The organism is Burkholderia mycopellens (genome assembly GCF_964265025.1).
In the GTDB taxonomy this organism is placed as follows: domain Bacteria; phylum Pseudomonadota; class Gammaproteobacteria; order Burkholderiales; family Burkholderiaceae; genus Burkholderia.
In genome coordinates, this window is the sequence record NZ_OZ183803.1 from 3447831 (window position 1) to 3473222 (window position 25392).

Annotated in this window: 25 protein-coding genes; 13 read left to right on the forward strand and 12 right to left on the reverse strand. The window is 59.6% G+C overall.

The features are described from left to right. Positions 1-4: 4 nt before the first annotated feature. Genes ACPTTC_RS33825 through ACPTTC_RS33845 form a run of 5 tightly spaced genes read right to left on the reverse strand, consistent with a single transcriptional unit; the run spans position 5 to position 5240 of the window. Entirely contained in the window at positions 5-505 is a 501-nt protein-coding gene (locus ACPTTC_RS33825; protein ID WP_175002217.1) for a DUF4150 domain-containing protein, read from the reverse strand. Further along, complete coding sequence (locus tag ACPTTC_RS33830; RefSeq protein WP_423395660.1) at positions 502-1596, reverse strand: hypothetical protein; 1095 nt, start codon at positions 1594-1596, stop codon at positions 502-504. The genes ACPTTC_RS33825 and ACPTTC_RS33830 overlap by 4 nt, the downstream gene beginning before the upstream one ends. Further along, positions 1586-2611 (reverse strand): DUF2169 family type VI secretion system accessory protein, encoded by a 1026-nt coding sequence (locus ACPTTC_RS33835; RefSeq protein WP_175002215.1) that lies wholly within the window; start codon positions 2609-2611, stop codon positions 1586-1588. Before ACPTTC_RS33835 ends, ACPTTC_RS33830 begins: the two co-directional genes overlap by 11 nt. Positions 2612-2618: 7 nt before the next feature. Then, a complete protein-coding gene (locus ACPTTC_RS33840) occupies positions 2619-3116 on the reverse strand; it encodes a DUF6484 domain-containing protein (RefSeq protein ID WP_175002214.1) in 498 nt (165 codons plus the stop codon). 9 nt (positions 3117-3125) lie between these two features. After that, positions 3126-5240, reverse strand: a complete 2115-nt coding sequence (locus ACPTTC_RS33845; protein ID WP_423395661.1) for a type VI secretion system Vgr family protein — start codon at positions 5238-5240, stop codon at positions 3126-3128. A 133-nt stretch (positions 5241-5373) separates the two neighbouring features. Here ACPTTC_RS33845 and tssF point away from each other — a divergent pair, with 133 nt between their 5' ends. Continuing rightward, the gene (tssF, locus tag ACPTTC_RS33850; RefSeq protein WP_423395662.1) at positions 5374-7251 is read left to right on the forward strand and encodes a type VI secretion system baseplate subunit TssF; all 1878 of its coding nucleotides are present in this window, start codon (positions 5374-5376) and stop codon (positions 7249-7251) included. Here the strand turns inward: tssF and ACPTTC_RS33855 are convergent, their stop codons facing one another. After that, a complete protein-coding gene (locus ACPTTC_RS33855) occupies positions 7252-7824 on the reverse strand; it encodes a hypothetical protein (protein WP_059834023.1) in 573 nt (190 codons plus the stop codon). Positions 7825-7842: 18 nt separating this feature from the next. After that, entirely contained in the window at positions 7843-8220 is a 378-nt protein-coding gene (locus ACPTTC_RS33860) for a DUF3592 domain-containing protein (RefSeq protein WP_077020579.1), read from the reverse strand. A gap of 1433 nt (positions 8221-9653) precedes the next feature. Here ACPTTC_RS33860 and ACPTTC_RS33865 point away from each other — a divergent pair. From ACPTTC_RS33865 to ACPTTC_RS33880, 4 genes are all read left to right on the forward strand, one after another. Then, positions 9654-9962, forward strand: coding sequence for an H-NS family nucleoid-associated regulatory protein (locus ACPTTC_RS33865; RefSeq protein ID WP_423395663.1), 309 nt, complete (start codon positions 9654-9656; stop codon positions 9960-9962). A 911-nt stretch (positions 9963-10873) separates the two neighbouring features. Next, the gene (locus ACPTTC_RS33870; protein ID WP_423395664.1) at positions 10874-11638 is read left to right on the forward strand and encodes a DUF4436 family protein; all 765 of its coding nucleotides are present in this window, start codon (positions 10874-10876) and stop codon (positions 11636-11638) included. Positions 11639-11747: 109 nt separating this feature from the next. Continuing rightward, on the forward strand, positions 11748-12323 hold the full coding sequence (locus ACPTTC_RS33875) for a hypothetical protein (protein WP_423395665.1): 576 nt from the start codon (positions 11748-11750) through the stop codon (positions 12321-12323). A 145-nt stretch (positions 12324-12468) separates the two neighbouring features. Next, positions 12469-12648, forward strand: coding sequence for an antitoxin Xre/MbcA/ParS toxin-binding domain-containing protein (locus ACPTTC_RS33880; protein WP_423395761.1), 180 nt, complete (start codon positions 12469-12471; stop codon positions 12646-12648). A gap of 45 nt (positions 12649-12693) precedes the next feature. On the opposite strand, the gene ACPTTC_RS33885 is transcribed toward ACPTTC_RS33880, so the two are convergent. The 3 genes from ACPTTC_RS33885 to ACPTTC_RS33895 form a co-directional block, all read right to left on the reverse strand. Further along, a complete protein-coding gene (locus tag ACPTTC_RS33885; protein ID WP_423395666.1) occupies positions 12694-13335 on the reverse strand; it encodes an SEC-C metal-binding domain-containing protein in 642 nt (213 codons plus the stop codon). Beyond that, positions 13313-13630 (reverse strand): hypothetical protein, encoded by a 318-nt coding sequence (locus ACPTTC_RS33890; RefSeq protein ID WP_423395667.1) that lies wholly within the window; start codon positions 13628-13630, stop codon positions 13313-13315. Before ACPTTC_RS33890 ends, ACPTTC_RS33885 begins: the two co-directional genes overlap by 23 nt. A 337-nt stretch (positions 13631-13967) precedes the next feature. Next, the gene (locus tag ACPTTC_RS33895; protein ID WP_423395668.1) at positions 13968-16625 is read right to left on the reverse strand and encodes an AAA family ATPase; all 2658 of its coding nucleotides are present in this window, start codon (positions 16623-16625) and stop codon (positions 13968-13970) included. A gap of 278 nt (positions 16626-16903) precedes the next feature. Between ACPTTC_RS33895 and ACPTTC_RS33900 the strand changes: the two genes are divergently transcribed. The 3 genes from ACPTTC_RS33900 (at position 16904) to ACPTTC_RS33910 (ending at position 18872) form a co-directional block, all read left to right on the forward strand. Next, positions 16904-17614 (forward strand): PadR family transcriptional regulator, encoded by a 711-nt coding sequence (locus ACPTTC_RS33900; RefSeq protein ID WP_423395669.1) that lies wholly within the window; start codon positions 16904-16906, stop codon positions 17612-17614. A 38-nt stretch (positions 17615-17652) separates the two neighbouring features. Next, positions 17653-18474 carry a siderophore-interacting protein gene (locus tag ACPTTC_RS33905; protein ID WP_423395670.1) on the forward strand — a complete coding sequence of 274 codons (822 nt, stop codon included), beginning with the start codon at positions 17653-17655 and terminating at the stop codon, positions 18472-18474. A gap of 173 nt (positions 18475-18647) precedes the next feature. Beyond that, positions 18648-18872: a hypothetical protein gene (locus tag ACPTTC_RS33910; RefSeq protein ID WP_089446765.1), complete on the forward strand. Its 225-nt coding sequence runs from the start codon at positions 18648-18650 to the stop codon at positions 18870-18872. 26 nt (positions 18873-18898) lie between these two features. Here ACPTTC_RS33910 and ACPTTC_RS33915 read toward each other — a convergent pair whose 3' ends face one another. Further along, positions 18899-19480 carry an undecaprenyl-diphosphatase gene (locus ACPTTC_RS33915; protein ID WP_423395671.1) on the reverse strand — a complete coding sequence of 194 codons (582 nt, stop codon included), beginning with the start codon at positions 19478-19480 and terminating at the stop codon, positions 18899-18901. A gap of 458 nt (positions 19481-19938) precedes the next feature. On the opposite strand from ACPTTC_RS33915, the gene ACPTTC_RS33920 reads away from it, so the two are divergent. From ACPTTC_RS33920 to ACPTTC_RS33935, 4 genes are read left to right on the forward strand one after another with little or no spacing between them, the layout of a single operon-like run. Continuing rightward, complete coding sequence (locus ACPTTC_RS33920; protein ID WP_059238261.1) at positions 19939-20679, forward strand: acetoacetate decarboxylase; 741 nt, start codon at positions 19939-19941, stop codon at positions 20677-20679. 52 nt (positions 20680-20731) lie between these two features. After that, a complete protein-coding gene (locus ACPTTC_RS33925) occupies positions 20732-21517 on the forward strand; it encodes a 3-hydroxybutyrate dehydrogenase (RefSeq protein WP_175952801.1) in 786 nt (261 codons plus the stop codon). Then, on the forward strand, positions 21514-22731 hold the full coding sequence (locus ACPTTC_RS33930) for a patatin-like phospholipase family protein (RefSeq protein ID WP_175952800.1): 1218 nt from the start codon (positions 21514-21516) through the stop codon (positions 22729-22731). The genes ACPTTC_RS33925 and ACPTTC_RS33930 overlap by 4 nt, the downstream gene beginning before the upstream one ends. A gap of 60 nt (positions 22732-22791) precedes the next feature. After that, complete coding sequence (locus ACPTTC_RS33935) at positions 22792-23256, forward strand: hypothetical protein (protein WP_175965283.1); 465 nt, start codon at positions 22792-22794, stop codon at positions 23254-23256. A gap of 70 nt (positions 23257-23326) precedes the next feature. Here ACPTTC_RS33935 and ACPTTC_RS33940 read toward each other — a convergent pair whose 3' ends face one another. Next, positions 23327-24211: a LysR family transcriptional regulator gene (locus ACPTTC_RS33940; protein WP_423395672.1), complete on the reverse strand. Its 885-nt coding sequence runs from the start codon at positions 24209-24211 to the stop codon at positions 23327-23329. Between the two features lie 120 nt (positions 24212-24331). Between ACPTTC_RS33940 and argC the strand changes: the two genes are divergently transcribed. Beyond that, entirely contained in the window at positions 24332-25279 is a 948-nt protein-coding gene (gene argC / locus ACPTTC_RS33945; RefSeq protein WP_423395673.1) for an N-acetyl-gamma-glutamyl-phosphate reductase, read from the forward strand. The last annotated feature ends 113 nt before the right edge of the window (positions 25280-25392 follow it).

Consider the following 25392-nt stretch of genomic DNA (forward strand, 5'->3'; position numbering starts at 1 on the left):
TGCATCAGGCGGTTATCCCGCCCGTCGGCACTTGCTTGATCTTGACGAAGTCGCCACCATCATTCCCCGCATCGCACCAGCAAAAAATGCGGCATAGAATTCCGCCCTGGTCGAGCAGATTCGACTGGACCTCGGCCGGCGTATTGGTATTCGGGTTATTGCCATTCATCATCATGGGATCGGAAAGCCTCGCGACGTTGCGCCCTTCGATCTTGACGTCGTAGCTATAGTTCGTAAATTTTGCCCATCCGCGATTGACGCCCGACACGACGCCGCCTCCCACACCAGGCTCGTCGCCAAAACTGGGCTTGAACTCCGACTCCTTCAGCGCAGCGGGAACGCCATTCGTACGAACGGTCTTCGATCCATTCACCAGATCGCGCGAAAACGCAACATTCGTATAAGGCACTACACCGGCGCCCGGCGTCTTGCAAAAGTCCGGCGCCGCGCAGGTAGCGATTCCCCCGCTTTTCGAATGAACATTGGTCAGCTTGTTGACGATCACTGTAGATGCCACGGTGCCTCCCCCTCATGAGAACCCATACGCTCAAGCAGGCAGGCTGCGCGAGACAGCCTGGTATCCGATGCGGAAAAAACCAGCGAACGCCGTCGCGGCATCACGATATCCGTGAGCTCATCGTGCGCCAACATACACAGCATTGCAGCAGACGCCGCCCCCGTATCGCCCCAAATCTCCGCCGGGTGGCTGATATCGAGCGGGTGCGCAAACTGGCGGCCGTTACGCAGAAACGCGAAATCCCATTCGGCACTGCGCCAGGTCTCGCCAGTCAAATCGCCATAGCAATTGTCCACCTGGATGTCGGTTGACAAGCACTGCGAGATTGCGGCCGTCAGTCCGTCGCCGCGCGACGCCTGATCGGCATACCACGGCATGGTTTCCGTAGCGAGACCAACGGCGCGCAATACGACACGCGTCGTGTTCTCCACTGACGCTCGCCCCACGTCCGCGCGCAGAAGAGCAAAAGCCGCCCCCTCACCTGGAACCATGCCGAACGGATTGTCCTGGTGCTTGAGTCGGTCGGTATCGTCGAGCCAGTGCAGATAATTCATATCGAGCGGCGAGTCGACCCCGCCAACGATGCAAAAATCCGCCTCTCCAGCCTTCAAGATGTCGACCGACCTGGCCAGACCCGCGATAAAACCTGTATGACCGCTGCAAAAAAATCGACTCCCGCTACGTGAAAATTGCGGTATCGATTTGCAGATTTCCCCAGCGACGGACGCGATATCCGCGTGCGGCAAACCGGGACGCTCGGGCGGGAGCGAAAGCAGCACCGGAATGGGCCTTGCCGGCATCCCGGCCGATGCGTCCAGAATGTGCCCATGACGGGCCAATAAATCGTCCAGCGCCCGGCGAGCCAGCTCCGTCATTCGCGAAACACAGGCCGCATCCTCACTCAGACAATCGAGCTTCGCGAGCGCAATGGCGCCGCCCCTGCGGGCATACGGGTGGCGTTTGTGTCGCGCGATGCGCGACACGCTCGACAGTACGGCGTTGCAAGATTCGGCAGCGGACAAGCCCACCGACGTACACGCACCGAATCCGCTCACCACGATCGGGCTATCAAACCCCATAGAACCTCCCGGTATGCAGATCCCGCTTGGTATCGACATACGTGACCTGTACACGACGAGCATCACGCCCGCATGCCAGGACGCTGCGCCATACCATCACCAATCGACTGTCGTCCGGCTCGACTATCACGCGATCCAGTTGTGCGTGTTGACGAATCGTCCGGCCGCCTATTGTCGTCAACAGGTTGAAATGCACGCGAGGCAGCCGAAATGTCATTTTCGCCGACGGCGTCAGGTGGGCAAGCACGACACGTTCGCCGCCTCTCAACGGAACTGCGGTCGCCATGCCCGGCGAGGCCGAGTTGAAGAATGCGACATCGAAATCGTCCGGAACCAGCGGTGCGCGCGTCGTGATCCACTGTTCATCAGTTGTACCGCTGAAGCGTGCACGCGCCGGCCACAGCGGCGGTATCGCATTCATCCCGGCCGGCGCAGGTCGATCTTTCCACGATTTGATCAGATGGCGCGGATCCTCGATATGGGGCAGCTTGCCGTCGCGCGCGTCGTCCCGGTCCACAAAGAATCCCATGCCCAGCGGATTGTCGGAGAATCCGTCCTTTTGCCGCGAACTCGTTCCGCCGTAGGCGAATTCGTACCGTAACGGCCAGCGTGAAAACAATTCGGGATCCGTCATACGCAGTCCGAATAACCCAGAATCCCAACGACGCGAGCCGAACACCCTGATGACTCGATGTATCGATCCGATCGAAATGCCGACATCGAGCTCACGCAACGGTTCATCTTCGGGTGCGTATGCCGAACCGTTGACCATGATGGCGCTCCCCGGATGCGCGAACACGATTTCGGCGTCTCGCCTCAGGGTCGAGTGCCCCGGCTCTCCGAAATACTCCGGATGCGTTTTCACTGGCTCTTGCTGCTTCGATAGCGACAGCGTACCGTCAGCGTGCAGATCATACGTTGCCTTGACAACCACGACCCACAGGTGCCCACCATGTCGGTCGAACTGCACTGCTCGTTCAGCAGCGAACGGCGTCACATTTTGCAGTTGCAACATGTCGATTTCAGTTCAGCTCGACAACCGATCCACGCAACCGGAGCGTACCTTCAGCATAGGTCGCTACATTCGTCCCGCGAACGATGACGCGTCCGTCCTTGTTCAACGTGAGACTTGCCTGGCCGCACTTCAGCGTCATCGCTTCGGCCGCTTCAACGCATACGTGCGATGCTTCCGTGGTCGCAGAAATAGCCGGCGTGATGGCGTGAACGGGGGCCCCAGCCTCGGCTTGATTTCTTGTTCCGTGCCGGCGCAGAAGGCCCATGAGGATAGGTTGCGCCGGGTCACCCTGCACGAATGCCAATACCACTTCGCGCCCGACGTCTGCCGCAACGACACTCGTGGCGCAAATCGCGGCAAGCGGCGCTTGGTACGGGTTATCGGGGTAGTCGACCCAGACACCATGATTCGAATCGACCTTGGCTATGGTTCCGAGAACCAGCTCAGCCGTCCGTTGGGTCGGCGGTGCAACACTCAGTGCGGCAATATGTTCTGCGACTCCCATCTCGGCCCCCTATGAATTGATATCGACGTTATTTCCGCTGATTCTCACCGGGCCCGAACCATCGATGGAAAGTGTGGCCCCGCTGATCGAGATGTTCCCGTTGCTCTCGAGCGTGATGCGCGCCTTGCCAACCTTGATTTCGAGCCGATCCCCGGCGCTGATCGACCAGGTCTTGCCGACAACCGTATTTTTCGACAGACCGACTTCTTCTGCCTGAGCGAGACCTACTGCCGTGTTCATCGCTCCGGCAACCGTGACGGTATAACCGGCGCCGATTGTCAGCGCCTTGGCCAATCCGATCGTCTCGGCCGAAGCAAGTGCGATCAGGAGATTTTGCCAACCCTCGATCGTTTCGTTCCGGTTGCCGCCGACCGTCAGTGTCTCGTTGCTGCCAACGCGTTCGGTACGATCCACGCCGATCGTGATGGTCTCATTGTTGTCGACCGTCTCGGTTCGGTCATGGCCGACATGCACCGTCTCATCGTGATCGATGTTCTTCTTTCGATCGTTTCCAACCCAATGCGACTCGTCGTGTTCGACCTCGAGGCGCTGATCTTTCTCAGCGTGCAACCAGACTTCCTCCGAACCCTTCTTGTCCTCGAAGCGAATGGCGTTGGCCGTGTTGACGTTGCCTGTTTTGGTCGAGCGCGTGAGAATCCCGCTCTGTGTAGCATTCGCAGGCAATCCCCATGGAGGCAGGTTGGCGGAGTTATAGACGCTCGAGATGATCAGGGGTCTATCCGGATTACCGTCGAGGAAAATTATGACTACCTCGTCACCTATCCGCGGGATCTGGATCATCCCAAATCCGCGACCGGCCCACGGTTGCCCGACGCGTACCCAGCATGAACTGCCTTGATCGCGCTTGCCCAGCCGATCCCAATGGAATTGCACCTTCACGCGGCCCAGGTTGTCCGTGTAAATTTCTTCCCCTTCGGGACCGACTACGACGGCCGTTTGCGGACCGATGATCGATGGGCGCTCGATCGTGAACGCCGGCCGATACGGAATCTTCTTGCGGATGCAGGTGAAACTGCACTGGTAGTTCGCTGCGCCATCTCCGGCCTGATAGTTGTTCGTTCCGCTGTGGGTGATCGTCGTCAGCAGAAACTGTCGATCCTCCTGTTTGGCATTGCTGTGGTCGTAGTGATCGTCGAGTTCGAAGTATTGGCATGGCGTCAGCCGCCGGCTCGTGCTCGTTCCGATGAAGACTTTGCTGTGTGCCGCAAGCGCCTGCGTTCTGAAGCGCGTCAACGCTTCTCCGCGATCGCTGTCCGCAAACCCATGTTCGCCCAGGTAGTCGTAGACTTCGTACGACGGCACTTCACCTTGGTTGACTTCGGTTCCGCCCGAAACAAACCGACGGGCGTGCGGTGCTTTGTAATCAAACGTCTTCAGCCCGACACTGTTGGATTCCAGTTGCCGGCTCGCCTGGAACGACGTAACGACGGCCAGATTGTCGAGCGCCTCGCCTTTTGTGTATTGCAGCATCGGACTGCGGCCGCTAATCGGCTTCGCGCTAATCGAGTTGTCCGAGATGACTAGTTTGTGACCGTCTTTCGCGTGCTCGAAGAAGAAGAACAGGCCATCTTCTTGCATGAGGCGCTCGACAAATTCCAAGTCGGTTTCACGGTACTGCGTGCAGTAGCTGCGATTCTTCGTCGCCTTAGACAACCGGAACTCGAACGACGCAATCTTTCCATAGTCTCGAAAGACTTTTGAAAGAATTGCTTCGGTATTCTCTTCCTGAAAAATCCGGATGTCGCGACTGCGCGAGAGCATCCAAAGCCATGGCACGAGGGTCGCGCTGTAGACGGTGAAGCTACCGTCGTGGTCGAGGTGGGTGAAGTTGGCAACGTAGCCGTTGAAATACCGTTCTTCCGAGCTCGCCAGCGCATCGGTAAGCTGTAACGTAATCGTCACAGGCTGACCGATCAACTTCTTCAGTTCAATGTTCGAGTCTTGAGAGGCGAGCCGAACGTGGAACTCGAAGTTTTGAGATAAGCCTTCGGTACCGTGGAAATCGACAAGCACCAAGTCAGATCGACCCTTCATAGGCGTCTGGATGGTGAACAGCCGATTGCTCTGTAGCCCAAAAAAACTTGGAATATCTGACAGTTGCATGGCGCCCTCAGAACCCCGCATCGGAATGGCAGGATATTATTCGTCGGTGGATTTTAAACTGCTAGCCGCCGAAAAGATCAAGTTTTGCGTTTCTTGTACCTCATATATGGGGACGGAGTTGTAGGGAAGGTGAATGGATAACCTGTTGCCCCACTACGAATACGAGGTCGGTTTACTGCTCCGTGGCGTTACGGAATTTGCACGACGCTATCCGAAGATCGGCGCCCGACTCGGGATTGCAAACGGGCAGGGCGATCTGCATGTCGACCGGATGATCCAGACGTTTGCATTGCTGGCCGCGCGCGTCGATGCAAAGCTCGAGGACGCCTATCCGGAATTCACTGAATCGCTGTTGGAGGTGCTGTATCCACAGTATCTTCGCACCGTGCCTTCGTGCGCGATCGCGCAGTTTGATCCGTCGGATCTCTTCGGTCAGTTGACAACGCCGTTCACGATGCCACGTGGCACGCTGCTCGATGCTAACGCGGCGCCGTACCGGTTTCAAACTATCTATGACGTCACGTTGTCCCCGTTGCGAGTTCACTCGGTGCGCTATGCTCCGGCTACGCTCGTCCCAGCGGCCGTCCGACTCCCGTCGAATGTCACTGGCATACTTTCGATCGAATTCGCCAGTGCGACACCGACTGGGATATTCGATGAGGCAATCCCGTCCGGTACAGTTCGCGTTCACCTGTCTGGCGATCGGCCACGCATCGCTGCGCTCACCGATGCTTTGCTGCTACGTGCCGGCGCCGCATTTGTTGAGGTCGATCAGAGCGGTCGGTGGACGGCATTATCTATGATACCGATCGAATCGGTGGGTTTTGACGAGAATGAATGCCTATTGCCGAAAGAATTGACCACTACATCCGATGCATACCAAACGCTCATCGAGTCGTTTGCGTTCCCCGAAAAATTCGACTTTGTTGACATCGATCTAGGACGAATGCGGCGGGCCGCACGCACGCCAGCGGCAAAGCGACTGACGTTGCATCTCGCGATCCTCGACACATCAGCCGAATCCGCCGCAGCACAGGTACTGACTGAACTCGATGCCTCATCCTTTCGCCTGTACTGCACACCGGTGGTCAATCTGTTCAAGCGAGATGCGATTCCGATCCAGTTGACAAGCGCTGATAGGGCGTACCCCGTCACACCGGAGCCGCTGGAAACCGGCTCCCCGCTCGACGTGTACTCGATCGATGCCGTTCATTTAGGCGATCGCTTGCAGGCTGAACAAGAAAAGAGCTCGCCATCGACCGGTAGCCACGTACGGACGAACGTATTGCCTTACCGGGCGTTCAGCCATGCTCGCGCCCCTGATCCCGCGATTGCATACTGGACTGCGTTTCGCGATCCGTATGCGGCAACTGGAACAACACGCGCGCCACTGCTGCTATCACTCGTCGAACTGGAGGGCCGTGCTGCCCAACTGAAACATCCGCAAGTCGACGTCGACGTCACGGCTACCAATGGTGATTTGCCCGCCCGGTTGCCGATCGGTGCGCGCGACAGCGACCTGCTGCACGAGGGCGCGGCGTTAGCCTGCCCCATTAGATTGCTTACGCGCCCGACCTTGCCGAGCACTCTGCCGCGCGGCCACGACGCATTGTGGCGGATCCTTGCGGGCATGTCGTTGCACCCGTTCGATCTGACGCAAACGGGGCTGAAGGCGTTTAAAGACTTTCTAAGACTGCACGCGCCGCGTGCGAGCATCATCGCGCAACGGAGCATTGATGCGATCACCGACCTGGACCATCGCCCCGCGATCAGATGGATGTCACCCGATGGCGAGTTCCCGTCGTTCGTCCGCGGTATTGAGATTGTCGTCTCTCTCGATGAAGCAGCGTTGCGCGACGTCACGTTGCACTTGTTCGCACGAATGTTGGACAGGTTGTTTGCCCCGTATGCTGTGATGAACAGCTACATCGAGCTGGTTATTTGCTCCTCGCAGACGGGGCGCGAACTTCAACGCTGTCCGGCGCGAATCGGAACACGGCCGCTGATCTAGTTAATGCAGGTAACCGACCAAAATGCCTGCGCCGCCTCCAGCTATGAGGCCCACAGTCGTCCCGCCCATCACCAGGGCAGCCCGCGCATGAGCAATTGCGTTCTCTGCCAGCCACATCATTGCGGGGCTCGATAATCCGAGCGCAAGTTGTGCGGGATTGATACCGAGAAGCATGGCCGTGCCTGCCTTGCCGTACCCGACGCCGACGCCTCCGTCGAGATAGACGGTAGCCCCTTGAAAATCCGACTTGGAGAGCTCTTTGCCGTCAAACGCCGGCAACATGTAGATCAAGCCAGCGCTATCAAAGGACTTGAGCGAACCTGCGCCCCCGACCTCGTGCCCGGCGATCTTCGGAATCTTGATCTCAGGTATCGAAAATCTAGGCAACTTGATCTTCGGGATTCGGAGTCCAAGGCCATATCCGATCCCAAGACCGCCGTAATAGAAGTCGAACAGTTGACCGCCAGGATCCGCCAGGACGATCGTGCCGCCCGAAGCAACGGCAAGTTCGAGACTGACACCACCAGTTGCGCCAGTTTTGTATGTCCAGTCGCTATGCCTGAAAATTGACACGTGGCCCTCTCAAGTCGTTTATTTTCTGGATGGCAGGTTCATCAGCGAGAAGAGAATGAAGCCGACGCCGAAGATCAGTGCCATCAACGTCCAATTCCAAACTGCGCCGAATCGATCGATCGTGGCGGATCGCAGAGGCGCGTCCTCCTGATACAGCACGGTCACCTTATCGCCGACTTTCATACCGTAGATCATCCCTCCCTGCGGATAGGAGACGCGCTGGCCTGCTTTGGTGACAAATTCGACCTGGGGATGGCTCCCGCCTGCATTCAGGCTGACAACTTCCCCGGGTACGGCAATCGCCGTCTGGAGAAATTCGTGAGTCGACCACGCGACGAAGGCCGCGATTATGAGAAAACCGATCCCCATCACAATGCCTAGGATAGCCTTGACCATGAGCCCTCTCGATTTCTTTCATTCGACACGCGGAGTTTGACCGCAGCCTGTCTGCGCTGGATTTTAGCGCATCGCCGGCTATCAAATCGGCGCAGGCGGTTTAGGCAACCTCATGACGCCGCTTTCGACGCGTCTTGTCTGTAGTTGTGATGCTGATGAAATAGCAGCGAGCGCACCAGTGGCCACACCGGATAGAATTGGGCGTAGCTAGCCAGCGATGGCCCCGCGCGCACTCCCACTCCAGCTTTGTCGAACTATTCACGTAGCTTGTGGAGACACACATTCCTCCACGCTCGGCCGCAATCGTACGCATCAGGTCGATACCGAGTTTGGCCGCATTGTGACTGCAGGTGGCGCACCAATGACCTCGAACGACTGCTCCTGGATAAGCCCACCAGCGATGCCCTAGTGCGCACTCCCATTCCAGTTGGGTAGTTGTATTCCTGTAGGAATTGGTTAGGCAACGCCCTCCGTGACCGGCCGCCAACCGACGCATGAGGTCGATACCAAATCGCTTCGCCTCATGCTGGCACTCCGTGCACCATGCTCCACGAAAGATCCGCGCACCTAACATTTCCCATTCGTGACCGGCCTTACATCGAAACTGATAGTTTGCCTTACTTCCTTCATAAACTTGGGAAAGGCAGCTTCCGCCGTGGTTCGCGGCGCACGCGCGTAAGCGAGTCATCCCATCCTTGAGGCGATACGCGTGGACCTTCTGCTGGTTCGAACAGATGCGACACCATGCACCGCGCGTGACCTCGAGACCAACTGTCTCCCATTCATGACCTTCCGCGCACCGGAAACGATAGCGGTCTGAAAGTTTTGTGTAGATTTTCGTCAGGCATTTGCCGCCGTGCGAACGCGCGACATTGCGCATTCGGTGCATCCCGTCGGGGGCGGCCATGCGTTTCGAATGTTTGGCATGCGCGCACAGTACGCACCATGCCCCTTTCTCCAAACTACCGACAGACTTTTCAAAGGTATGCCCCTCACGGCAAGCAAATCTATAGCGTGCCGATCGCCCCACATATCGGTCCGACAGACATCGGCCACCTGCCTGACACGCGAGGTGTTTAAGGTGCTGCAAAGCTTCGTCATCTCTACAGGCAGGGCAGTTCACGAGGTGATAGAAAAGATGAGAGCCCGATCGACTCACTTCATGGCCCTTTGGGCAGCGGAATCGATATCGCGCATGCCAGCCGAGCCACTCCGTATCGAGCAGCTTCAATCCGTATGGCAAGAGCGCCTTGCGCAAGCGCTTCAACTGATCGGCGGACAATGCAACTCCTCACATCGGTAGCATTCCTTCGACGATGCCTGCTAGCTTACCCGTGGACACACTTCAACGTTGGGGAGATTTCGTATCGGATTGACCCGATGAAGTTTGGGGGCTAGTCTTCGCTTTTTAACTAAACGAACTCCCCAAGCCTATGGCAACTTACCTTGAACTGAAAGCACAGGCGGATGCGTTGGCAAAACAGGCAGAGGCTGCACGTCTCGCGGAACTTGAAACGATTGTTGCGGCGATTCGGGAACAAGTGGCGGAATATGGTATTACGCCTGAGCAGATCTTCGGGCGAAAGCGTGGGAGCGTCGCTGGCAAGCGTGCGCCTGCGGCTCCGAAGTATCAAGATCCGAAGACCGGTGCTACGTGGAGCGGCCGCGGCAAGCCGCCTCAATGGATCACCAAGGCGAAGAACCGCGATCGCTTTCTGATTGTCGCCGCTGACGTCGAATAAGGCGGTAATTTTTTCGATCCTCATCGTCGATCGATCGGTCGACGATGCTGCGCTCAACATAGCGCGAGAGTGCATATCCGATGTGTGGACCCTAGCTCCGCACTACGAGCAATGGCGCAGCCTTCGACCGTCGAACAAACATGCGCGCCGTTCAAGATTCCCCCAAGCACGGCTACCTCGAAGGTACGGTAGCCAAGCAGCCTCTCATAGCGGACCACCCGATTCAGCTTGAGTCGTCCCAATCACCTCAAGTCCGCACTCACGAAACCAAGCAATCGATTCTGGCAACCGCCGCCGAATACGTTGATATTTCTGCGCAACTCGCGCTCGGTCGACAGCGCTTACCAGGACACATAGTCACGTCGCCAACGGACCTTCCATTTATATCGATATTAATTCACAACAAACGAAGATCTATAGCGCGCCGCACCCAGAATTCCCGCTCAAATTCGCCACCACAAATCTCCAGGCCGATTTAGATCGACCGACAATCAACGGCGCACCGAAAAAATTAGCGTACATTGCATTGATTAAAATCGATCTCAGATGTACGATAATTTCGACGAATGCTTAAGCGAATTTTTTCACATCCATCCTTGTAGGCTCCACTATCGCGAGGAGGAAACGCTGGAGAAAGTAAGCGATGAATTGCCGGCTCGCCCCTGACTCCACATCGCATTTTGGGGCAGGGAAGATAACATTGAAGCGCCCAGCAGAAATTTTGGAACATCGAATTCCACAATTATCCCGACCACATGAAAGTAAATTTTGGGAAGATTTTTTCCATTTTCACACTAGTATCCTTTATTTTTTCCGCCGCGGGATATCTACTGTGGGCCCCGACCGACGTATTCGATACACACGGACGAGACAAGTGTCGCGCGAGCTCATCTCCAGAAGGCATCGGACAAGTGTATCTGCATATCGAGGGGGGATCGGGTGGAAAATTCCGTATGAAAGGTTCGGTGTATGTTCCGGTCTGGCTGTGGCCGAAAGCCGCCCCCGAGTCGCTGAGAGGATGGGCCAGCCTTCCCGCGATGTCAGAAGACGGAAATATACATTTTGCCGGGCTACCGGTATCCATTTCCCCTCCAGTCGAAACCAGGCTTGGTTCGATCGCGGTTTATCAGATGGATATCGAAGAACGATCTGTCGGCATCGGATCCCTTCGAAATTACCCTTTCGACCAATATTGGGTCGGCATAAAATCGGCACAACTGAATCTGCAAACGCAGTCTGGACAACCAGTCGCAAGTGTCCCGTTGGAGCTAAGTGTTCGCTTCGATGGCGAGTCTGGATGGGACGCACGACGCGACATCGGCGTGGATGATGCGACACCAGCACGCTTCGATACCTTCACAAGTCAGAGCAATCAATCCTCTGGGATGCGTTCCTGTGGATTTACCATCAAGCGAAGCTTCTGGTATATCGGGTTCGTTTTTTCGTTGCTTGCCATCTCGGCCACGCCTGTCTTATACGTCTGGCGTCGACCGCAGGAACCAGCTGGACTGGAACTCATCGCGGCGATTCTTGGTATGGCGACCCTGCGATCCTATCTGATTGGCCCACCACCGTCTGTTGGAACTCTATTGCCCTTCGATTTTATCTTGGCGTTAGTTATTATCGCGGTCGCTTTTATTCCGCTCTGGAAGCGCAGCCCCCATGGACCGAAATGACCGCCTCTCAACGTCAGCGCGCAAGCACCGAAGCGGATAGCACACGTCCTTTCGCATCGATCACGATTTTCGTGCCCTGCAACTACATTTTGATTTTTTTTGAGAAACAATGGAACCTATTTATCTGACTGCATTCGCCGGCGTAGCCGGGGCCATTTTGGCCCTTGTCGGCGTTTTCATCACGAGCCGAACCCAAACAATCAACCTAGATATCAATAATCAATTTCAACTCGCACTTGCCAAGGAAAAATCCAGAATCGATCTGCTGACGAAATCCAATGAAACTGCAGCCATTCAACTAGCCACTGCACATAAACTCCTGAGTCATATAGCTCGAGAATTCTCCATAACTGGACTCAACATCATGTGGAGCGCATCAATGTCTGTTGACGAATTCAATGTAAAATATTTTTCATTATGCGAGAAAGCCGACGAAATCAGAATGATCGTTGATTTTCATGCGTCCGAAGCCTCTGAAGCTTGCAGCGAAATGTACGGTCAGATGAATATTTTTTGGGGAAATTTTCGCCAAGTCCTGCACCTCACCGAGATGGGCGAAAAAGTGGATCACAATACTCGATGCTTTCAAAAGGCGCATGACGCGGCGATGGAAATCGAAAAAAGGGCGGCTTTCGCAAAAAGCCGATTGCGACAAAGCGTTGAATCGCATCGAGTTTTTGCCTAAACTCAGACCCTTGTCAGTTGGTCACCAAGTGTGCTCGGACCGGCCGTCCACACTCGAGTTGATACCCGCCCGTAGATCGCAGCCCCGCTTAGACTGAAAGGAACAAGGGACATTAGTCGAGATGCTTGTTGCGCAAGTGGAAAAGATGGTTCAAGAGTCAGGGGATCCCAAGCGCTTTGACGCGCGGTCATGGTTACTCGACTGGTTACACTCCACAGTTCCAGCACTCGGCGGGAATCGGCCAATTGACTATTTACACACCAGCGACGGCATCGATTTAATCTCACGACTATTGGCGAGTGCTCAAACAGGATCCTATTGGTAAATTTTCATATCCTCCCTGCCAGTCCGTGGTGATGCGCATGGCTGACTAGCTCAAGCAACACTTCTTGTATTTGCGCCCACTGCCGCAGTGGCACGGATCGTTCCGACCGAGTTTCCGACGGCTGACTTCACGTGAATATTGTGCCAGAGCATCGCGCACATTAGATGCCGACTTCATATCAGCTGTAAGTCTTTCCATTTCATCTGAGGCTTCCCATGGGAAGTCCAATGTGACTCCGAACTGGACTTGCCCATCTGGGCTGACAGAAACACCAAACCACTGCGCCGCACGTTGCTGGTACTTGCGTTTGGCACAGTGTGTCTCCAGCACTGCGATCGCTTCGGGAGATGGCTTCGGATTGCAATGGAAGCTAATCCCGCAAGGCGGCGCACTCGATGCGAGCGTGACGTCGTGCCGCTTACCGTCGAGCTGCGATTCCCTCGTGACAGTCTCTAGTATGCGATGGACGTTCTTACACGAATCTTCGTCCATCGAAAGCAAGTGGAACACGTCCATCACAAACGGAGGTCGGATGATATCGGTAGTCTGGAATTTCAACGACTGGCTTGCCTGAAAGGCCAGCGCCGGATAGTGCTCCGATACAAGACTGAATAGGAAGACTTCTTTGATGCTCGGCGGAAGCTGGACTTCATTCCCGTTGTCATCAACTAAACGACATCGCATCATGTAATTCCCGCATTAGGGAATCAGTGCGCTTGACGTACCCCTCGATCACTTCGCGCGGCGGCAGAGACAAATCCAACGGACTCTTGACCATCAAGCCTATCAGCGTCGTCAATTCCGTCCGAATCAACCGCTCTCTACTGAAGAGCCGTTCCATGTCGGACGACTTCAGCTTGCCTTGGAAGTGAATGACGTTGTCGCGATGGCAGATATGTGCGACCGCATGAACGTATCCCGGCGATGTAGCTAGCATGGTCAGGTCCTCAAGAATTTTGGATTCTTCCCGCGGTTGCTCCATAGCTTCCCTTTTCAGTTCGCAAGTCTCGTTTGCAAAGCTTATTTCACGCCGATTTTCCGCTTCGCTTCTAAAGATCAATTTCGAGGACCAACGGAGTGACTAACATTGATTTTCGACGCGCCGGCACGACACATTAAAAGACCGCTTCCGACACTCGATACTCTGTCGATCAGACGTCTCTAAACGATGGCGGCGCGATCACTCAATCGCCGTGGGTGCCAGCGCGTCATCGACCCTGCCGATCCCTGAGTCGAACCTACTGGGTCAGTTTTGGGTGCCCATCAACACATCGGTCGACAATGATTGAACTAAGCTTCCTTATTCCGACGCCGCCAGTTCAGCGGTTTGGTCGCAGCTCCAGTTCGTCTATCTGCTCAAGACTACGTATCACCAACGCCACCTGCTCCCGATCAAAATCATCTCGATCGGCCTCCTCGTGGGTCCCCTTGTTCAGGTACGTCCAGATCAAATTCGAGGGGATACCGAGGATCGCGTCCAACGCACCGAGCAGCGGCTCCTTGCTCGGGTGCACGAAGACCGGAGTATCTCGCAGCTTCCTCCGCAGGCTTTCGCATAGGGCTCTCAACGTAGGCTCATTACCTGGTCCATCAACCAATAGCGTCAGCTCACCCATGTCATGGGATTTCAGCCACTTCCAGCTCTTCTTCGCAAGCATTTCGAGCCCCTTGCGCGCGTATGAAAGCGCCTCACGTGAGTCGAAGCGAGCCAGCGCCTGTTGCGCACGCAGGAGGTAGTTGGCGCTACCGACGTCCGGATGAACACGCGGATGATGATCTCCATCGTGATACATCAGCAGATATTCCTGGCAGTCCGTACGCCGTTCGCGCGGCATGCTGTTCTGGATATCCTTGATGAACTCATGACTGTGGCACGTGACCAGAATCTGCGACTCAAGGAAACGATCTCCGTCGAAGATGGTCTGCCGTATCCCATTGCGGTGATCGTGATCGATCGCGTTGATCGCATCGTCAAAGATCACAACCGGACTGCCAATGTTGATGCTTTTCGCCAGTAGGATTGCCAGCCCTAGGCAGCGCACATGCCCTTCGCTCAGGACCACCAGCGCATCAACCCGCTGTTCTGGCGCGCCTCGAAAGGCAATCTCGATTCGTTGCTCACTGGTCAATGGGAGATACAAGGCCGCGAGCTTGTCATCGTCGTGATCGAGGTGATTGAACTCGTTATACAGTTCCATCGTCAGATCGTTGAGGCCGGCAATCAACAGGCCCGGCAACTGGTCACGGAAGTGGCGTAGCTGGCGGATAAAATCGTCGTAGGCGGCCTTGATAGGCTGGTCTCGATCGATGTCCTGCCTCTCCTGCTCGGCCTCCGCGATCAGCGCAGAGTTTGCCAGCTCAAACTGTTCGACCCGTGTACGCGCTTCTAAGGCGGCGTCCACGATGATCTTTCGCTGCAATTCGCGCGCTTCGACATGGCGTTGGCATTCAAGGAGCGCATCCCGTTCCCGCACACGAGCGGCCCGCTCGTCGATCTGCACTCTCGCCGCCACGTCGCGCTGCTCCATCTCGTCCACGATGGCTGCGATCTGCTCCAGCGATGGAACGACGCCTTCGCCGGCCGCATTCGATCCATAGATCTCCGTCCACCAAGTATCACCGTTTGGTTGCCTTGGGAGGCGACCAAGATACTGCCCCACCTCGGACTGCGTTCGATCCTGCCCCTCGAGGTAGCGATAGATCTGATTCAAATGCTCTCGAAGTTCCCGTGACGACTCAACCAGCGCTTCCCTCTTCGTCCTTTGGCGCTCCTGCAAATCAGCCAGATCCCGAAGTTCGTCCAGACCAATGCGCGCCTTTTCATACGGGTCGCGAACGACGCGATCAAGCGGCGTATCACATGCGGGACAATGGTCACCTTCGCCAGCCTGCAGCGCAGTGACCGCTGTATACAGGTCTTTGAAGGATACTTGACTGCTTCTTCGCGCCAAGTCTTGGCTTGTTTGACGCAACTCCGCGGCGATTGCATCGATCGCCTCATAGGCAAGCATCAACGTCTCGCGAGTCAGCCCGATGATACTTGCAGGAACAGCATTCAGAAGGTGATTGAGTTCTTGCAAGCGCCCAGGTGCCTGCGGTGTACCGATGATTTCCTTTAACCGCGCATAGGTCGTCCCCACCAAATAGCCCTGCGCGTAGCTTGCATCGTCCTCATCATGTCGGGCTAACGTCTGGGCTTCATCACGTGCCGTCGCCTGGTCACGGGCGATGCCTTCACGTCTGAGTCGCAACGCCGTCTGTTTGTCGCTTCGAAGGACGAGTTCAGCATCCATCTGCTCGTTGAAATGGCCGACAAAGTCGTTGAACTTGTCCATGCCAAACAACGCCGCGATGAGTTCAGTACGCTGCGCCGGGGGGCGGGCGGCCATCCGGGAGAAGGCATCAATCCGGTTTTTTTCGATAAAACTGAATCGATAGCGGTCGGCGTCGGCAATCACCGGAATGTCATTGCCATTCGCGGTCGTCGCGACGAGGCGCGGCTCAATAAAGCTGCGCGTATGGATATTCGCGAGATATCGCCGCTCGTCGATACGCTTGAGTTCCGCCTCTTCAACCGAGCCCAATAGCCCACGTTCCAGTGCCTCGCAAAGGCTGGTCTTCCCGCTGCCGTTTGGCCCATAGAACAGGATCACTCGTCTGCGAAGATCGAACTGCTCTTCGCGCCGGAAGCCTCTAAAGGGGCCGACGGTCAGTTCCTTGAGTCGCCGCCATGGCCATTCTTCGGCTGCTGCAGGCATATCAATCTCGGGAAGTTCAGCGGGGCTCGCCGCAAGGTACCGGCGAGCCAAACCGGCCAAAGCTGCCGATCGCGCATTCCGTTGCCGGGCAGTGGCCGCGATCTCGTCGAAATTGGCCAACACCATATTGGCAAAGCGCTTCGCCGCCTCGTTGACACCTTGCTGCGGATCGTGGAGCCAGCGCAAAAAAAGAACATAGTCCTGCTTGGCAGAGCCCATCTTCTTATTCCCCCGAAGTCGCCGCGCAAGCCCCCTGCGGCATTTTGGCTCTTACTTTAAGCCTGACTAGTCGGCCCGACCAGACAAAAACGTTGGGAAGCGCACTGACAACTATTGAATAAAAAAAACAATAGTTTTGTTCAAATTCTGCAAAAAAGGCCACCTTTTTTGCCAACCTACAGCCCCCCACCCCACCATCCCACCCCAATAAATCCCCTTGACGACCTATCTTTCGATATATATCTTTAGATATGTTTTACGACACATAGGATTCGATCATGCGACACAACCCCTCCCGCGGCCATGCCCGATGCGACGGTCATGGTGCGCATGCTCGCCCTGACTGGTTCGCCGGTCTCTGGCATGCGATCGGCCGCCACCGTCGCGGCCACGATCCATTCGGTGGCGGCCCGTTCGGTGGCCGTGGCGGGCGCGGCGGCTTTGGCGATTTCGGCGACGACGGCATGCCGCGCGGCCGCCAGTTCAGCTCCGACGATCTCCAGCTGCTGTTGCTTGCGCTGGTCGCCGAGCAACCGAGCCACGGCTACGAGCTGATCAAGGCGCTCGACACGCGTTCGAACGGTTTCTACAGCCCGAGCCCCGGCATGGTGTATCCGGCGCTCACGTATCTCGAAGAAGTCGGCTTCGTCGCGTCGCAGGCGGAAGGCAACCGCAAGCGCTATGCGCTGACCGACGCCGGCCGCACCCATCTCGACGCCCAGCGCGAACGCGTCGACACGCTGTTCGCCCGCCTCACGCACCTCGCGCGCAAGATGGAGTTCATGCGCCGTGCGTTCGCCGGGGAATCGGCGGGCAACGAAACACAGGACGACGCGCAAGCAGGCTGGCTGCCGGAGTTCGTCGAGGCGCGCCTCGCGCTCAAGCGCGCGCTGCTGCACAAGAGCGCCGCCGACGCCGACGAACAGCGCCGCATCGCGGCCATCATGCGCCGCGCGACGGCCGAAATCGAAGGCGACACCGGCGCGTAAGCCGCGCCGCCCCGTCAAACCATCAGGAGAACGGATTGATGCAGAACCCATCCGAGCGCACCGTGACCCGCGTGCGCCACCCCCTCAAGTTCCGCTTGCTGCAGGTCCTGCGCGTGCACGCCGTGACGCCGCACCTGCTGCGCGTCACGCTCGGCGGCCCCGATCTCGCGGATTTCGAATCCGCGTCGTTCGACGATCACGTGAAGGTATTTTTCCCGCCGCCCGGCGCCGAACGGCCCGTGCTGCCGACGCTCGGCGCGAACGGTCCCGAGTTTCCGGAAGGCGAACCGAAGCCGGTCGCGCGCGACTTCACGCCGCGCCGCTTCGACCGCGCCGCCTGCGAACTCGATCTGGAATTCGTGCTGAACCACCCGGGCCCCGCGTCGCAGTGGGCCGCACAGGCACGCGTCGGCCAATGGCTCGGCATCGGCGGTCCGCGCGGTTCGTTCGTCATCCCGACCGGTTTCGACTGGCACCTGCTGATCGGCGACGATACGGCGCTGCCGGCGGTCGCGCGGCGTCTCGAGGAGCTGCCGGCCGGTGCGCGCGTGGCCGTCGTGCTGGAAGTCGCGGATCGCACCGCGCAGATCGGCTTCGACACGCGCGCCGACGTGCATGAAATCTGGCGCTTCCGCGCCGAAGCCGACGCGGCGGACGGCGACGTGCTGTTGAATGCCGTGCGCGACCTGCCGCTGCCGCCGTCCGGCGACGGCTACGTGTGGGCGGCGGGTGAAGCGCTGTCGATGCGCGCGGTACGCCAGCACCTGACCGGCGAGCGCGGCGTCGACAAGTCGCGCATCCGCGCGGCGGCCTACTGGAAGCGCGGCGCGGCGGCCGTGCACGAAACGCTGGAAGACTGATGGACGCGGGTACCCGGGAAAGGGGTACCCGATTGAAGTTGACCGGCCGATGACACAATCGTGGCGCCGGCGCACCAGCGGGCTTGGCACCGCTATCGCGACTGGTATATATCTGTGTGTGCGACGCCGCTGTCGGGCGACAGCCGCCGCAGCCCGCCCAGGAGCGCCCGGTCATGACAAAAGAAAGCCACGCGTCGCCGTTCCTTCGCAACCTGAAGATCGCCGGCTATTGCGGCCTTGCCGCGGTGGTACTCGCGCTGTTCGTCGCGATGTGCGCGATCCTGAAGGAAAGCGCACTCGACCGCGACGCCGCGCAACACCCGGCCGACACGCCTGAACTGCACGATGCGGGCGGCGGCCCGTCCGCATCGGCCGAATCGGCCAAGACACCCGGGTGACGGCGTCCTGCCCGATCTCCTGCCGCTTACGGCGCGTGCCGGCGGCCCATCACGACTGCATGTACCGAATCGCCGAGCCGTTCGAGCAGCGCGGTCACGCGGTGCCCGTACAGGTGCGCGGCCAGCGCGCCGGCCGTGCCGACCAGCACGCCGCCCGCCATGTCGAACGGCCAGTGCACGCCCGCATAGATGCGTCCCCATGCAATCGCCACGGCCATCGCGGCCATCACGAACCCGGTGAGCCGGGTCGTGCCGGCGAGCATCAGCCCGACCGCCATGCTCCACGCGAACGTCATGTGATCGCTCGGAAACGAGCTGTCCGGCACGTGCGGAATCAGTTGCGTGCCGACGCCGGCCATGAACGGGCGCGGCGAGAACCAGAAATGTCCGATGACCTGCGCGAGCGCGAGCGCCACGCACACGCCGACACCGGCTTCGATCGCCTGGCGCCGCGTCGGGCGTGCGCCGAAGAGCCAGGTCAGCAGCAGCATCGCGGGCAACGCGTACACGAGCCAGTCGGCGGCGAAGATGGCGAGGCGGGCAACGCCCGGCTGCGGCGCAACCCCGGCGTTGATGGCGGAAAAGAGGGTGAGATTGAGGGTCTGCATGAATCCGGTTGCGTGGGGCGTAAAAAATCGGCCGGTTGCCCGGCCTGATACGAACGATGCTAAGGCGCCCGCGCTTAAGCGATGCTTAATGGGGGTGGCCGCGCGGGGGTGGCCGCACGCGACGAAGCCCGCCGCGGCGAACGCACTTAGAGCCTGCACTGCAACACAAGTTCACATAATTGTCATATTCCCGCGCAACCGCCTCCCGTAAAGGCTCACCCGGCATCCCGTAAAGACTCACCTTTTTCACATCGTGGCGTCATCGACGTATGGAAACATCGGGACGCCCGCCGCCGTCCAGGCCGTTTGCGTCATTCATCTCAATATTTACGCTGCGAATGCTTCGAAATCGGCAACAATTAATTCCAAATGCGGCATCGCACAACGGCAACGCACAGGCATAGGATTACGAGCTTACGAGCACTCACCCACGAAGCGATCAACAACAAGGAGTCCGCATGAAACCCAGCGATGTCCGATCGAAAGCGTTTGCGATGCCGTTGACCAGCCCTGCCTTCCCGATGGGCCCTTACCGTTTCGTCGATCGTGAGTTTCTGATCATCACGTATCGCACCGATCCGGATCGCCTCCGCGAAATCGTCCCCGAGCCGCTGCAGGTCACCGAGCCGCTCGTCCACTACGAATTCATCCGCATGGCCGATTCGACCGGCTTCGGCGACTACACCGAAAGCGGCCAGGTGATTCCCGTCGAATACAACGGCCAGCCGGGCGGCTATACGCTCGCGATGTATCTCGACGATCACCCGCCGATCGCCGGCGGCCGCGAACTGTGGGGCTTCCCGAAGAAGCTCGCGTCACCCACGCTGCACGTGAACACCGACCACCTCCTCGGCACGCTCGATTACGGCAAGGTGCGCGTCGCCACCGGCACGATGGGCTACAAGCACAAGGAACTCGACATCGACGAGCAGACCAAGCGTCTCGCCGGCCCCAATTTCCTGCTGAAGATCATCCCGCACGTCGACGGCACCGCGCGCGTCTGCGAACTCGTGCGCTACTACATGCAGGACATCAAGATGAAGGGCGCGTGGACGGGCCCCGCATCGCTCGAACTGGCGCCGCACGCGCTCGCGCCCGTGGCCGACCTGCCCGTGCTCGAAATCGTCGAAGCCCGCCACCTGGTCGCAGATTTGACACTTGGCCTCGGCGAAGTCGTCTACGATTACCTGGCTCAGTAACACGTCCGCAGTCCTTTCTCCCTGACAATCCTTTCACCACGGGAATTCGAACATGAGCAACCTGAATGGCAAGACCGCAGTCGTCACGGGCGCGGCAAGCGGCATCGGCAAGGAAATCGCACTCGAGCTCGCGAAGGCGGGCGCGGCCGTCGCGATCGCCGACCTGAACCAGGACGGCGCGAACGCCGTTGCCGACGAGATCGTCAAGGCGGGTGGCAAGGCGATCGGCGTCGCGATGGACGTGACGAACGAGGACGCCGTGAACAGCGGTATCGACAAGGTGGCCGAAACGTTCGGCTCGGTCGACATCCTCGTGTCGAACGCGGGCATCCAGATCGTCAACCCGATCGAGAACTACTCGTTCTCCGACTGGAAGAAGATGCAGGCGATCCACGTCGACGGCGCGTTCCTGACGACCAAGGCCGCGCTCAAGCACATGTACAAGGACGATCGCGGCGGTGTCGTAATCTACATGGGTTCGGTGCACTCGCACGAAGCGTCGCCGCTGAAGTCGGCGTACGTGACGGCCAAGCACGGCCTGCTCGGCCTGGCGCGCGTGCTGGCGAAGGAAGGCGCGAAGCACAACGTGCGCTCGCACGTCGTGTGCCCGGGCTTCGTGCGCACACCGCTGGTCGACAAGCAGATTCCGGAGCAGGCGAAGGAGCTCGGGATCAGCGAGGAGGAAGTGGTGAAGAAGGTGATGCTCGGCAACACGGTCGACGGCGTGTTCACGACCGTTCAGGACGTCGCGCAGACGGTGCTGTTCCTGTCGGCCTTCCCGAGCGCCGCGCTCACGGGCCAGTCGTTCATCGTCAGCCACGGCTGGTTCATGCAATGAAGCCGCACGCCCGCACCGAAAAGCAGGCCGTCGATGCGGCGGACCTGCATCACGAGGCTGGCGCACCGGCCGCCGCGCGCACGCTGCCGTACGAGACGATCGCGCTCGTGCTGCAAGGCGGCGGCGCGCTCGGCGCGTACCAGGCCGGCGTGTTCGAAGGGCTGCACGAGGCGGGCATTCCGCTCGACTGGATCGCGGGCATCTCGATCGGCGCGCTCAACACCGCGCTGATCGCGGGCAATGCGCCCGAGCACCGTGTCGAGCGGCTGCGCGAGTTCTGGGAGACGATCTGCAAGCCGGCGTTCTTCCCGACGATTCCGGCCGCATTCGAGTTCGCGCTGTTCAACAGCATCGACCAGATCCGCACGTTCTTCACCGCGTCGCAGGCCGCGAGCGCGATGATGCAGGGCCAGCAGGGCTTCTTCGTGCCGCGCTTCCCGCCGCCGCTGCCGGGCGTGTCGGATCATCCGGAGAAGATCAGCTGGTACGACACGTCGCAACTGCGCGCGACGCTGCTGAAGCTGTGCGATTTCGACCGGATCAATTCGGGCGAAACGCGCGTGTCGGTCGGCGCGGTCAACGTCGGAACCGGCAACTTCGTGTACTTCGACAACTCGCGCATCCGTCTCGCGCCCGAGCATTTCATGGCGTCCGGCGCGCTGCCGCCCGCGTTCCCGCCGGTCGAGATCGACGGCGAGTACTACTGGGACGGCGGTGTCGTGTCGAACACGCCGCTGATGGAAGTGCTCCGCGCTCGGCCGCGTCGCGACACGCTCGCGTTCCAGGTCGATCTGTGGAGTGCGCGCGGGCCGCTGCCGCGCACGATGGCCGACGTCGCCGAACGCACGAAGGACGTGCAGTATTCGAGCCGCACGCGTTTCGTCACCGACACGCTGCAGCGGGAGCAACGCTACCGCAACGTGCTGCGCCACGTGCTCGACCAGGTGCCGGAAGAGCAGCGCAAGGCGGATCCGTGGTGCATCGAGGCCGATGCGATGTCGTGCAGCAAGAAGTACAACATCCAGCACCTGATCTACCAGCAGAAGGCGTACGAGCATCACTACAAGGACTATCAGTTCGGCCTGTCGACGATGCGTGACCACTGGTCCGCGGGTCTCGACGACATCCGCAAGACGCTCGCGGTCAAGGACGGCCTCGCGCTGCCCAACAACGACTCGGGCTTCGTGACGCACGACATTCACCGCAAACGGTAATGCCGTGTGCGACGGATCGGCGCGATGCATGCGCCGGTCCGTCCTCTTCTCCGATCAGCCATGCCGATTTTCATTGCACTGTTCGCGCTCATCGCTGCCGGATGGGGCGCGGTTCACCTGTTTCACGTCATCGCCGCGCAGTTCGGCCAGCCGGTCGCGATCGCGGCCGCCGTGCTCGCCGCCGCGATCCTGATCGCGCTGGTCGCGTGGTGGATCAAGCGCCGCCGCGACATCGCACCGAATACGAAGGAAGAAGGCTGGACCCACGTCGTGCATCGCGCGTGGGGCGAGCTTCGTGTATCCGCGACGCAGGGGCTGCTGTGGCTGTCGCACGACGGCGCGGACGGCCGCTATACGCTGTCGCAACTCGACGGCTGTCAGGCCGCACCGATCGGCGGCCGCTGGCATCTCGTCGTGCGCGTGCGCGATGCCGTGCGCGGCGAATGGAAGCTGCCGATGATGGACAAGCGCGATGCGCAGCGTTGGGCACGCGTGCTGACGCTCGCGAAGGACAACCGGCTCTGAAACGGCGCGCGGTGGATACGTATCGGCGCGCGGCACGAGCCGCCGCGCCGGCTGTCCCGCATTCCACGCGCTATCGCGCCTTCAGCGCCCACAACGCATCGAGCACGTGCTGCGTCGCCCGTTCGACCGGCCCCGCCCGATGCGCAATACCCAATTCCCGCCACAACGCCGGGCGCAACGCCCGCATGACGATGCGTGCGTCGGGTAGCGGGGCGCCCGCCTCGTGCGGAAGCAGCGTCGCGCCGTAACCCGCCGCGACCAGGCTCTTGATCGCATCGTTGTAGTTGAGTTCGATCCGCGGCTCCGGCCGATGGCCGCCGAGCGCGAACCATTCGGTCGTGAGCCGCGACAGGCGGGTGGTCGCATCGTTGAGTATCAACGGGCGGGCGGCCAGATAGCCGGGCGTGACGCGCGCCGGGAGCGGCCAGTCCGCCGGCAGAAACGCCATCACCGGATCGCGCCGCCACGCGCGGATCGACAACCCGGCGACCGCCGTCTGCGGCAGCGCCACCAGTCCGATATCGAGCGTGCCCTGCGCAATGCGCGCGAGCGTGTCGTGCGACGTCAGCACCGCGATCTGGACATCGATGTCCGGATGCTGCTCGCGCAACCGGGCCACCGCCTGCGGCAGCAGGTGCGCGATCGCGCCGGTCGATGCGCCGAGGCGTACGCGCCCGGTCAACCCCTGCACCTGCCGCTGCACATCGTCCAGCGTGGATTCGACCTCGGCCAGCAGGCGACGCGCCCGCTCCACCAGCACTTCGCCGATGGCCGACGGCCGCACGTTTCCACGCGCGCGGGACAGCAACGGCGCACCGATGCGGCTTTCCAGTTCGGCAATGTGAAGACTGACGGTCGGCGGCGCGAGATGAAGCCATTGCGCCGCTGCGACAAAGGACCCTTGGTCGGCGATGGCGACCAGCGTGCGCAGGCGGTCCAGGCTGATCTCGCGCATTCCCCACCTCTCGTTCAAGAAAACTGAATCTGGCAGTCAGTAAATTCAACTTTTCCTATTCTAGGCGTTCGGCGGACGATACGGCTTTCCCGACGACCGAACCGAAGGAACGCGACCACCATGAGCCAGCCCAATGTCTACATCGACGGCGATCAAGGCACGACCGGATTGCTGATCCACGAACGCCTGCGCGGGCGCGACGACCTGCAGCTCGTTACGCTGCCCGATGCCGAGCGCAAGGATCCCGCGCGGCGCGCCGAAGCGATCAACGCAGCCGACATCGCGATCCTGTGCCTGCCCGACGCGGCCGCGCGCGAAGCGGTCGGCTTCATCCGGAATCCGGCGGTACGCGTGATCGACGCGAGTTCGGCCCACCGCACGCAGCCGGATTGGGTCTACGGCTTTCCCGAGATGGCGAACGGGCACGCGCAGACGATTGCGCACGCGCGGCGTGTCACCAATCCGGGCTGCTACCCGACCGGTGCGATCGGGTTGCTGCGGCCCCTGCAGCAGGCCGGCCTGCTGCCGCGCGACTACCCGGTGAGCATCCATGCCGTCTCCGGGTACTCGGGCGGCGGGCGGGCTGCCGTCGACGCGTTCGAATCAGGCGACGCCACGCACACGAAACCGCTGCAGGTCTACGGCCTCGCACTCGCACACAAGCATGTGCCCGAGATCCAGCTGCATGCCGGCCTGACGCATCGCCCGATATTCGTGCCGGCCTACGGTGCCTATCGGCAAGGCATCGTGCTCACCGTGCCGATCGAATTGCGGCTGCTCCCTGCCGGCGTGACCGGTGAGCAGCTGCATGCGTGTCTTGCGCACCATTACGCCGACGCGCGTCATGTCGACGTCACGCCGCTCGCGAACACGCAAGCGATCACGCATCTCGATCCGCAAGCGCTGAACGGCACCAATGACCTGCGGCTCGGCGTGTTCGTCAATGCCGAGCACGGCCAGGTGCTGCTGTCCGCCGTGTTCGACAATCTGGGCAAAGGGGCATCCGGGGCTGCCGTGCAGAATCTCGACCTGATGCTCGGCGCGGCAGACGCGGCGAAAGCGGCATAAGCCACGTGCGAGCACCCTCGTCGGCCGGACCGGCACAGTGCGGCCGACGAGGCGTCGGCGCAAGGTGGTGGCTACCGGCGCGCGACGCGATTGCGAGCCGGAAACGGGTGCCT